The 9661-nt window shown below is 75.2% G+C and carries 11 protein-coding genes; 4 read left to right on the top strand and 7 right to left on the bottom strand.

Going from position 1 to position 9661, the window contains the following annotated elements; genetic code table 11:
* Both CRM73_RS16570 and CRM73_RS16565 read right to left on the bottom strand, forming a co-directional pair.
* The coding region (locus tag CRM73_RS16570) for a TRAM domain-containing protein (protein ID WP_229588559.1) at positions 1 to 689 on the bottom strand (689 nt) is incomplete at its 3' end.
* Positions 686 to 2686 (bottom strand): APC family permease, encoded by a 2001-nt coding sequence (locus tag CRM73_RS16565; protein WP_017834180.1) that lies wholly within the window; start codon positions 2684 to 2686, stop codon positions 686 to 688. The genes CRM73_RS16565 and CRM73_RS16570, both read right to left, overlap by 4 nt.
* An 86-nt stretch (positions 2687 to 2772) precedes the next feature.
* Here CRM73_RS16565 and CRM73_RS16560 point away from each other — a divergent pair, with 86 nt between their 5' ends.
* Together CRM73_RS16560 and CRM73_RS16555 are read left to right on the top strand one after the other, a co-directional pair.
* Positions 2773 to 3519 (top strand): TrkA family potassium uptake protein, encoded by a 747-nt coding sequence (locus tag CRM73_RS16560; RefSeq protein WP_017834179.1) that lies wholly within the window; start codon positions 2773 to 2775, stop codon positions 3517 to 3519.
* Positions 3519 to 4202, top strand: coding sequence for a TrkA family potassium uptake protein (locus CRM73_RS16555; RefSeq protein ID WP_017834178.1), 684 nt, complete (start codon positions 3519 to 3521; stop codon positions 4200 to 4202). The genes CRM73_RS16560 and CRM73_RS16555 overlap by 1 nt, the downstream gene beginning before the upstream one ends.
* Before the next feature lie 15 nt (positions 4203 to 4217).
* Here the strand turns inward: CRM73_RS16555 and CRM73_RS16550 are convergent, their stop codons facing one another.
* The 4 genes from CRM73_RS16550 to dut all read right to left on the bottom strand — a co-directional run bounded on the left by CRM73_RS16550 (position 4218) and on the right by dut (position 6573).
* Positions 4218 to 4943, bottom strand: a complete 726-nt coding sequence (locus CRM73_RS16550) for a DUF3159 domain-containing protein (protein ID WP_017834177.1) — start codon at positions 4941 to 4943, stop codon at positions 4218 to 4220.
* Positions 4940 to 5344: an OB-fold nucleic acid binding domain-containing protein gene (locus CRM73_RS16545; protein WP_051063802.1), complete on the bottom strand. Its 405-nt coding sequence runs from the start codon at positions 5342 to 5344 to the stop codon at positions 4940 to 4942. Before CRM73_RS16545 ends, CRM73_RS16550 begins: the two co-directional genes overlap by 4 nt.
* 3 nt (positions 5345 to 5347) lie before the next feature.
* Positions 5348 to 6073, bottom strand: coding sequence for a DUF3710 domain-containing protein (locus tag CRM73_RS16540; RefSeq protein ID WP_144836567.1), 726 nt, complete (start codon positions 6071 to 6073; stop codon positions 5348 to 5350).
* A 71-nt stretch (positions 6074 to 6144) separates the two neighbouring features.
* Positions 6145 to 6573, bottom strand: a complete 429-nt coding sequence (gene dut / locus CRM73_RS16535; RefSeq protein WP_370658557.1) for a dUTP diphosphatase — start codon at positions 6571 to 6573, stop codon at positions 6145 to 6147.
* Positions 6574 to 6684: 111 nt separating this feature from the next.
* Between dut and CRM73_RS16530 the strand changes: the two genes are divergently transcribed.
* On the top strand, positions 6685 to 7206 hold the full coding sequence (locus CRM73_RS16530) for a DUF3093 domain-containing protein (RefSeq protein ID WP_229588557.1): 522 nt from the start codon (positions 6685 to 6687) through the stop codon (positions 7204 to 7206).
* A 94-nt stretch (positions 7207 to 7300) separates the two neighbouring features.
* On the opposite strand, the gene CRM73_RS16525 is transcribed toward CRM73_RS16530, so the two are convergent.
* Entirely contained in the window at positions 7301 to 7600 is a 300-nt protein-coding gene (locus CRM73_RS16525) for a DUF4193 domain-containing protein (RefSeq protein WP_229588555.1), read from the bottom strand.
* A 299-nt stretch (positions 7601 to 7899) separates the two neighbouring features.
* Between CRM73_RS16525 and sepH the strand changes: the two genes are divergently transcribed.
* Complete coding sequence (sepH, locus tag CRM73_RS16520; RefSeq protein ID WP_095651738.1) at positions 7900 to 9333, top strand: septation protein SepH; 1434 nt, start codon at positions 7900 to 7902, stop codon at positions 9331 to 9333.
* The last annotated feature ends 328 nt before the right edge of the window (positions 9334 to 9661 follow it).

Genomic DNA, 9661 nt, shown 5'->3' with positions numbered 1-9661 from the left:
CGGTGCGGGTCGGCCCCGGCGGCCAGGCTCAGGTGCACCAGCGGCGTCCCGCCGTCGGCGGGGGCCGCGACGTCGACCCGTTCCGCCCCGCGCAGGTCGAGCCGCCCGAGCCGCAGGGCGTCGATGGCGGGGACCACGAGCGGGAAGCCGTCCACCGGGACGACGGCCGCGCTGCGGTGGGGGTGCATCCCGATCCGCCCCGCGGGGTCGACCGCGAAGTGCGCCCGGGTGCGCCAGCCGCGGCCCTGCGGGTCCTCCCCCGGCATGGCCTCGACGACGAGCTCGGTCTCGAGCCCGGCCAGGCGGGTGAGCTGCTCGGTGACCACGGCGGCCTTGAGGGCGCGCTGGGCCTCCAGCTCGGCGTGGCCGAACTCCGCGCCGCCGACGGGCGGCTCGCCGCGCCGCCAGGTCAGCAGGGGGTCGGCCGGGGCCCACACGTGCTCGGTCCGCCGGTGGGGGTCCGCCTCGAGGACGGCCACGACGTCGCCGCGCCAGAACCGGGCCTCGGGGCCGCTGTCGGTGAGGCGGACGCGGACGAGCTCGCCGGGCAGGCCGTGGCGGACGAACACCACGCGGCCCTCGCCGGTGCGGGCCACGGTGTGGCCGCCGTGGGCGACGGGGCCCAGGCGCAGCTCGAGCTCGACGGGGGCGGCGGGCTCGGCGGGGGCCGGGGGGTGGGACGGGGTCACGGGCGGGACGCTCTCTGCTCGGGGGCGGACTCGGGGCCCGTGTCCTGGCCGGAGGCGGAGGACAGGTGCCAGGGCACGGAGGCCGTCATGACCCCGCGCTCCTGGTGCAGGCGGGCCCGCAGCGGCCGGATGGCCTGGTTGTGCAGCAGCCGCTCCCACCGGTGCCGCACGACGTACTCGGGCAGGTACACCACGACCAGGTCCCGGGGCGACTTGCGGCGCACCCCGCGCACGTGGTCGAGGACCGGGCCGATGGTGTCCCGGTAGGGCGCGTGGAGCACGGTGACGGGCACCGGGATCTCGAGGCGGCGCCACTCGTCGAGGATCCGGCGGGTGGCGGCGGCGTTCGTGTCCACGACGACGGCCTCGAGGGTCGAGGGCCGGGACGCCCGGGCGTAGGCCAGGGCGCGCATGAGGGGCTTGCGGACGGAGGAGACGTAGATGATGGCGTGCACCCGCGAGGGCAGGGCCCGGACCGGGGAGTCGGGCTGCAGCGCGAGCTCGGCGTCCACGGCGTCGTAGTGCCGCCGGACCCCCGCCATGACCGCGCTGAGGACCACGATGGCCACGATGGTGATCCACGCGCCCTGGGTGAGCTTGGTGACGAGGACGACGACGAGCACCGCCGCGCACAGCACGAAGGCGACCAGGGCCACGGCCCGGCGCACGAACAGCTCGCGGCGGACCCCGGGGTGCGGGCGCATCCGCCGGACGCGCGCCCAGTGCCGGACCATGCCGGCCTGCGTGAGCGTGAAGGAGACGAACACGCCCACGATGTAGAGCTGGATGAGGCTGTTGACGTTGGCCCCGAATGCCACGGTGAGCACCACGGCGACGAGCAGCAGCAGCAGGATGCCGTTGGTGAACGCGAAGCGGTCCCCGCGCGCCTGCAGCTGCCGGGGCAGGAAGGCGTCCCGCGCCAGCCGGGACGCCAGCGTGGGGAAGCCGGAGAAGGCGGTGTTCGCGGCGAGGATCAGCACGCCCACCGTCGCGGCCACGAGCACGAAGAACCACAGGGAGTCGGTGCCGAAGACGGTCTTCGCGAGCTGGCCCAGCACGGGGTCCTGGAAGAAGTCGGGGCCGGGGAGCCGGCCGTCGACGAGCAGCTGCTCCTCCGGGTCGCCGACGACCACGACGTCCGTGCGGTCCGCGAGGTACAGCACCCCGGCCAGCAGGGCCGCCGAGATCGCCCCGAGCACGCCCAGGGTGGCCGCGGCGTTGGCGGCGCGGGGCTTGCGGAAGTAGGGCACCGAGTTGGTGATGGTCTCCACGCCGGTCAGCGCCACGGCCCCGGAGGAGAAGGCCCGCAGCACCAGCAGGGCCCCCGCGAGACCGGCCAGCCCCGCGTCGAAGCCGGCGGCCGGCAGGACCTCCCGGCCGGCGCTGGGGGCGTCCCCCAGGGAGCCGGTGAGGTCCTGGCCCAGGCCCACGAGCAGCAGCGCGGTCAGGACCGCGAGGAAGAAGTAGGTGGGCACGGCCGCGGCCCGGCCCATGAACTTCAGCCCGCGCAGGTTGAGCAGCCCCACGAACAGGATCCCGGCCACGGCCAGCTCCACCCGCCGCCCGGCGAGCGCGGGCAGCGCCGCGGTGACGTACTGGGCGGCGGTGGCCATGGACACCGCCACGACGAGGGCGTAGTCGGCCATCAGGGCCGCGCCCACGCCCACCCCCGCGGTGCGGCCGAGGTTCTTGGAGACGATCTCGTAGTCGCCGCCGCCGGAGGGGTAGGCGCGCACGTTCTGCCGGTAGGCGGTGATCACCACGGTGAGCACCACGAGCACGGCCAGGCCCACCCACGGGGAGACCGCCACGGCGGTGGTCCCCGCGAGCGCGAGGGTGAGGATGATCTCGTCGGGGGCGTAGGCCACCGAGGAGAGGGCGTCCGCCGAGAACACCGGCAGCGCCGTGCGCTTGGGCAGCACGGCGTCGCTGAACCGCTCGTTGTGGATGGGCTTGCCGACGAGGGCTCGCCTCAGCGCCCGAGGAATGCTCTGCACGGCTCCCCACGGTAGTCCGTCCCGCACCGATTGTCCGCCGCGCCCCGTGCGGGCCGCGCCCCCCGGGGTGACCTAGGCTGAGAGGCATGGCGCATTTCGTGATCATGGGAGTGGGGCGCGTCGGCGTGATGGTCGCCCACACCCTCGAGGACTCCGGGCACACCGTGGCGGTGATCGACCAGGACGACCGCGCCTTCCGGCGGCTGCGCAAGTCCTTCGAGGGCAAGAAGGTCACCGGCCTCGGCTTCGACCAGGAGGTGCTGCGCCGGGCCGGGATCGAGGAGGCCTACGCCTTCGCGGCCGTCTCGAGCGGGGACAACTCCAACATCATCGCGGCGCGCGTGGCGCGCGAGACGTTCAAGGTCCGCCACGTGGTGGCCCGCATCTACGACCCCTCCCGGGCGGAGTTCTACCAGCGGCTGGGGATCCCCACCGTCGCCGCCGTGCGCTGGAGCGCCGACCAGGCGCTGCGCCGGATCCTGCCCGAGCAGACGATCACGGCCGACTTCCGCGAGGCCTCGGGACGGCTGCAGCTGGGCGAGCTGTCCCTGGACGACTCGTGGTCCGGACTGCACCTGGACGCGATCCAGGAGGCCACGGGGGTGCGGATCGCGTTCGTGACGCGCTTCGGGGAGGGCGTGCTGCCGGGTCCCGACATGAGCTACCAGCAGGGGGACGTGGTGCACGCCATGATGCGCACCGACGACGTCGAGGCCGTGTCCCGCGTCCTGTCCCGCCCGCCCGGCCCGGACGTGCTCGACTTCGCCAACTCCCTGCGCCGGGAGTCCGACGACGCGCCCGGCTCCGACGACACCTCCCGGGGAGGATCCTGATGCGCGTGGTCATCGTGGGCGCGGGCGCCGTGGGCGCCTCGATCGCCCGGGAGCTGCTGTCCCACCAGCACGAGGTGGTGATCTTCGACGAGAAGCCCGAGGTCATCGGCCGCTCGGACCTGCGCGGGGCCCAGTGGATCATCGGTGACGCCTGCGAGCTCTCCACGCTGCGGGAGGGCGGGCTGGAGGAGACCGACGTCGTCGTCGCCGCCACGGGCGACGACAAGGCGAACCTGGTGGTCTCCCTCCTGGCGCGCAGCGAGTTCGGCGTGCCCCGCACGGTGGGCCGGGTCAACAACCCGAAGAACGAGTGGCTCTTCGACGACGCGTGGGGGGTGGACGTGGCCGTGTCCACGCCGCGGCTGATGACCGCGCTCGTGGAGGAGGCGGTCGAGGTGGGCGACGTGGTGCGGCTGCTGACCCTGCAGACGGGCGGGGCGACCCTCTCCGCCTACACGGTGCCGCACGAGCACCCCATCATCGCCACGATGGTCTCCCAGGTGCCGTGGCCGCCGGACGTGACGCTCGTGGCCATCCTGCGCGACGGGGTGCCCATCACCCCCTCGGGGGACGACGTGGTGGAGGGCGCCGACCAGCTGTTCTTCGTCTCCACCACGGAGGGCGAGGCGCAGCTGCGCGCGATGTTCACGACGGCCGGCCGGCACGAGCCGCACCGGAGCTGAGCGCGGCCCGGGGCCTCAGGGGGTGTCCTGCTCCTGGGCGGCGATCTGCTCCGGGGGCCGGGAGACGAGCCAGGCGAGCCACAGGGTCAGCGCGTACAGCGGCACGCCCATGACCAGCCGCGCCACGCCCAGGCCGGTGAGGTTCTCCGCGAAGTACAGGGGCACCTGCACGAGCAGGCGGGCCGCGAACATCGCCATCAGCATGACCGTGGCCACCTGGTAGGCGCGGCGGCGCACCGGGACGTCGCGCCACTGCGCGCCCTCCCCGCGGATGTAGCCGTAGAAGACGCCGAGCAGCGGCCAGCGCAGGAGCAGGGACGCGCCCAGGCCCGCGAACCAGGCCGCGTTGATCCAGAAGCCGGGGACGTAGTAGTCCAGCGCCTCGCCGGTGGCCCGCGCGAACAGCGCGCAGACGCCCACGCCCACGAACCCGGACACGGCCTGGACCAGGCTCTGGCGCTGGACCAGGCGCAGCACGGTGAACAGGGCGGCCGTGCCCAGGGACGCGGCGAGCGCGACCCCGAGGGTGTTGCCGACGAGCAGCACGGCGAGGAACACGAAGCCCGGCAGGATCGTCTCGGCCAGACCGCGCCAGCCGCCAACGGCGTGCAGCACGTCGAGCTGCCCGTTGTCCTTGCGGCGCATGCCCGAGCGCGCGGCGTAGGCGGCCATCGAGCGCTCCACGTCGTGGCCGCGCCCCGGCCCGTCCGCGGCGCTCCCGGGCTCCTGGGGATCCGTCATCTGCTGACCTGCTTCGCGATGATCTCGTAGCGCGGGTTGAACATCGAGGGGCGCCCGTCCCGGAAGCTCACCACGCCCACGCAGCGCAGCCGCGTCCCCGCGGTGACGCCCGGCACGGTGCGCTGGCCGTGCCACACGAGGCGCAACGGCCGGGGGGCGGCCACGCTCTCGTCCCCCGGCGCCTGCGGGCAGTCCGGGGCGAGCAGGGCGGTGTAGTTCTGCGCGCCGGTCACCGGGGGCACGGTCACCTCCACCACGAGACCGGTTGCCATCACCCGGCGCCGGCTCCCGGCGGCGGTCGAGGGGTCGAGGTCGCCCGCGCACACGGGCGCCTCGGCGACCACGTCGATGGACCCGGTTCCCGGTGTCGGCCGGAACTCGCCGGTGCCTGTTCTCGTCATGGCTCAGCCGATCTCGGTGATCTCGGGTCCGCGCCGCGGCGGCCGCACGGGCTCCGGCGCCGGCTCCGGCTCCGTGTCCGGGGCGGGGGAACGGACCGCGTCCTCGGGCACGACCAGCGTCAGCAGCTCCCGGGGGGGCATGGGCCGGTCGCCGCGCACCACCACGAGCTCGCGCACGACCTCGTCGAGGGCCGCGGCCGACTCCGCGGTCACCGCGGCGGTGCCCGTGAACACGGCCCGCACGAACCAGCGCGGCCCGTCGACGCCCACGAAGCGGGCGAGGCGGAAGCCGCGGGTCCCGTCGGAGGCGGTGGCGGGGAACCGGGTGACGACCTGGAGCCCGAACGGGCCCTCCTCGACCGTCGGCTCGCCGTTGCTCGAGCGCAGCGACTGCACCAGCTCGCGGCGGACCTCGTCCCACAGCCCCTCGGAGCGGGGCGCGGCGAACGCCTGGACCTGGACCGAGCCGCCGTCGAGGTCGAGGGCGACGGCACGGGGGCGCTGCGTGCGCTCGTCCACCTCGAGCCGCACCCCCAGCCCCGGGCGGGGACGCACGAGCACGGCGCCGAGATCGAGGTAGCCGTCCCGGTCCTCCACCTGGGAGACGTCGAGCGGGCCCTGCGGCTCGCGCCGCCGCGCCGCCGCGGCGTCCTCCGCGCTCGGCGCGGCCTCCGGCTGCTGCGGGGCGGCGTCCTGCGCCGCGGCCTTCTTCTTCTTGCGACCGAACATGGTGTCGTTCTCCTCCGCCGGCACGCGGTGCCGGCTCGTGGCGTGAGCTCGTGGGGGGTCTGCTCGTGGATTCAGGCGGTGCCGCTGGAGCCGAACCCCGTCCCGCCGCGCGCCGAGCCGGGCAGCACGTCGACGAGCTCGAAGACGGCCTGCTCGACGCGCTGCACGACGAGCTGGGCGATGCGGTCGCCGCGGCGGACGGTGAAGGGCTCGACGCCGTCCGTGTTGAGCAGGGTGACCATGATCTCGCCCCGGTAGCCGGAGTCCACCGTGCCCGGGGCGTTGACCACCGTGATCCCGTGCCGGGCCGCCAGCCCCGAGCGGGGGTGCACGAACCCGGCGTACCCCTCGGGCAGCGCGATCGCCACCCCCGTGGGCACCAGGGCCCGCTGACCGGGGCCGAGGACCACGTCCTCGCGCGAGCGCAGGTCGGCGCCCGCGTCTCCGGGCTTCGCGTACACGGGCAGGGGAAGGTCCGGGTCGAGGGCCTGCAGCGCGATGCTGAGCGGGCGCCCGTTGCCCGACGGCGGCCGGTGGCCTGTCGACTGGTCGTTCACAGTGCCCCACTCTAACGCGCCGGACCCCGGGCGCAGTCGTGAGACGCTAGAGGCATGTCCCGTCCTGCGTCCTCCAGTGCGTCCCCGGCCGACGGCCCCCGCGAACCCCGCCGGTCCTCCTCCGAGCGGCCCGGCGCCGAGATCCTCTACCAGGAGAAGCTCACCCCCGCGTGGTGGATGTGGCTGCTCGTGCTCTTCGCCGGCGTCGTCGCCCTCGTCGCGCTCGCCCCCATCGACCCGTGGGTGGCCGGAGCGGCGGCCGTCGTGGTCGGCGGCGGCGCGGCCGTGGCCCTCGTCGCCTCCAGCACCACCATCGTCGTCACCGACGAGTTCCTGCAGGTCGGCCGGGCCCGCATCGAGCGACGGTTCGTGGGCGAGGCCGAGGCCTTCCGCGGCGACGACGTCCGCCGGGTCCGCGGCCCCGAGCTGGACGGGCGGGCCTTCATGAACTTCCGGGCGTCCGTGGGCCCGGTGGTGCGGATCCGGATCACCGACCCCGTGGACCCCACGCCGTACTGGCTCACCTCCACCCGGCACCCGGAGCGGATCGTCGAGGTGCTGTCCGCGCGCCCGTGAGCGCGCCCGCCGTCACCGCACGGAAGAACCCCGCCGCGACGACCGTCGCGACGGGGTTCTTCCGGTTCTCCGGACGAGCTCGGCCCGGCGGGGCTCAGCCCACGCACTCGATGCAGTACTTGACCCCGCCCCGCTCCTCGGCGATCTGGGAGCGGTGGCGCACCAGGAAGCACGAGCCGCAGGTGAACTCGTCCTCCTGGGCCGGCAGCACGACGACGGACAGCTCCTCGTTGGAGAGGTCCGCGCCCGGCAGCTCGAAGCTCTCGGCCGCGGCCGCCTCGTCCTCGTCGACGGTGCCGGACTGCGCATCGGTGCGGCGCGTCTGCAGCTCCTCGATCGAGTCCTCCTTGAGCTCGTCCTCCTGCTTGCGCGGCGCGTCGTAATCAGTGGCCATGTCCGGTCTTCGCTCCAATGCGGGGTCCGAGGGCGGGCTCCGGCACGGCTGTGCGCCGCCCTCCGGGCTCTGTGTCGCGTAGATTGTTCACCATCCGAGGGCAAAAATCCAACCCCGTCCCGGGCCCGCGAACACGCGGCCGGGCCCGTCCGCGAGCGACCTCCGGCCGGGGCGCGCGACGGCCAGTAGGATTGGGGGCGGGTCCGGGCCGGCACGTCGGCCGCGACCGACGGACCCGCCCCGCAGCGCCCGCTCGACGACCCCGAGCGCACCCGAGAACCACCCGGAGGAATGACAGCATGGAGCAGTTGCGCCTGGCAGGTGTGCACGACGACGGTGAGCACCTGGTCGTCGAGGACGAGGCAGGCACCCGCCACCTGTTGCGGATCGACCAGGAGCTGCGCCTGGCCGTCCAGCGCGCCCGGCGGCTGCCGGGCGCCCGCCAGCGGGGAACGGGCCAGTTCGGGCCGCGTGAGATCCAGGCCCGGTTCCGCTCCGGGGCCACGGTCGAGGAGATCGTGGCCGAGAGCGGGTGGGAGGCCTCCCGGGTCCGCCGCTACGAGTGGCCGATCCTCGCCGAGCGGGCCCACATCGCCACCGAGGCCCAGAAGGTCGAGATCGAGGACCGCTCCGCGCACCGCGGCTACCACTCCGTCTTCGAGGGCGAACCCCTCACCCTGGGCCGCGCCGTCGCCCACCGGGCCGCCGACCTCGGGGTGGACCCCTCCTCCCTGGAGTGGGACTCCTGGCAGCGGGAGGACCACCTGTGGGCGGTGGTCGCCCGGTTCTCCGTGGTCGACCGCGCCGCCGCGCCAGCCCACGACGAGCCGCTGGCCGAGTGGCTCTACAACCCGGCGAACCAGAGCGTCCGTCCCACGAACGCGTGGGCGGAGGCCCTCACGGAGGCCGGCACCCCGGACACGCCGCTCGGCACGGGCCTCGGCGTCCTGGACGGTGGCCTCGACCCCGAGCTCACGCAGCTGCGCCGGTCCGCCGTGGAGGCCGACGACCTGCTCGACGTCCTGCAGGCCCGCCGCGGGCAGCGCATCGGGGAGGACGCCGAAGGGGACGACGCCCTCGCCGAGATCCTGGGCCGCGGCATGGGGCACGTCGAGCGGCGGCCCCGCCCCCTGGCCGCACCCGAGGACAGCTCCGTCTTCGACCGCCCCTTCCAGCCGGCCACCCGGTTCCCCGAGCCGGGTCCCGCACCGGAGCCGGCACCGGCCGGTGAGCCCGCGCCCCGGACGGACGGGCCCGCCACCGTGCAGCCCGCCGACGATCCCGTCGTCGAGCCGACCGCGCCCGCTGCGCCCGCCGCTCGCGCCGGCGCCCGGGACACCGTTCAGGAGAGGGCTTCGGAGACCTTCCGGGAGGCCGGACGGGAGCGGGGCGTCGACGACGGCACCGAGCGGTCCGCGGCGCGACCGGACACCGCCGCCTCCCGGGACGAGGCGCCCGCGGCCGGGGACCCCGCCGCCCAGGACTCCGCGCCCCAGGGCTCCGCGACCCAGGACTCCGCGACCGGGAGCTCCCGGGACGACGACGTCCGGGGCGACCGCTCCGCCGGCCCGGCCCCCGCGGTCCCCGGCGAGGAGCCCGAGGACTCCGGCCCCGCCGAGGAGACCGCGCCCGAACGGCCCCGCCCGCGCAACAAGACCGCCAAGGCACGGCGCCCCGCGCGGTCCTCGGTGCCCAGCTGGGACGAGATCGTCTTCGGCAGCTCGTCCGACTGAGCCCCCGGCGCCGGTGCGCGCCGTCCGGCGCCGCCGGCCCGGCACGCGCTAGAGTGCACGCAGCAGGGGACGGCTCCGCGCCGTCCCTCCGGGCTCGTGCGCTCCCCCATCCCGCGCGCGGCCCGGACGGACGACACCACGTCAGGGGCAGCACGACATGGGCAATTCCATCCAGGACGACCTCTTCGGGGACGACGAGCGCGACGCCGCCCGCCACGACCCGGACGGGTCGCACACCGTGGCGCTGCTGCCGGAGGTGGTCCAGGCGGACGCGGACCTCCTGGGCGTGCTGAGCGACGTGGGAGTGCTCACCGGGGCGGAGGTCACG

Source organism: Kocuria sp. CCUG 69068 (genome assembly GCF_020833785.1).
GTDB classification, from domain to species: Bacteria; Actinomycetota; Actinomycetes; order Actinomycetales; family Micrococcaceae; genus Kocuria; species Kocuria rosea.
Note: the sequence above shows the minus strand (reverse complement) of the source record. Positions and strands in the feature narration are given on the sequence as shown.

What these genes read in the sequence shown, in the direction of transcription:
- CRM73_RS16550 (WP_017834177.1), bottom strand. Translation starts at nt 4,943, where the DNA reads ATGACGGATCCCCAGGAGCCCGGGAGCGCCGCGGACGGGCCGGGGCGC.
- CRM73_RS16530 (WP_229588557.1), top strand. Translation starts at nt 6,685, where the DNA reads ATGTCCCGTCCTGCGTCCTCCAGTGCGTCCCCGGCCGACGGCCCCCGC.
- CRM73_RS16555 (WP_017834178.1), top strand. Translation starts at nt 3,519, where the DNA reads ATGCGCGTGGTCATCGTGGGCGCGGGCGCCGTGGGCGCCTCGATCGCC.
- CRM73_RS16545 (WP_051063802.1), bottom strand. Translation starts at nt 5,344, where the DNA reads ATGACGAGAACAGGCACCGGCGAGTTCCGGCCGACACCGGGAACCGGG.
- CRM73_RS16525 (WP_229588555.1), bottom strand. Translation starts at nt 7,600, where the DNA reads ATGGCCACTGATTACGACGCGCCGCGCAAGCAGGAGGACGAGCTCAAG.
- CRM73_RS16540 (WP_144836567.1), bottom strand. Translation starts at nt 6,073, where the DNA reads ATGTTCGGTCGCAAGAAGAAGAAGGCCGCGGCGCAGGACGCCGCCCCG.
- CRM73_RS16560 (WP_017834179.1), top strand. Translation starts at nt 2,773, where the DNA reads ATGGCGCATTTCGTGATCATGGGAGTGGGGCGCGTCGGCGTGATGGTC.
- sepH (WP_095651738.1), top strand. Translation starts at nt 7,900, where the DNA reads ATGGAGCAGTTGCGCCTGGCAGGTGTGCACGACGACGGTGAGCACCTG.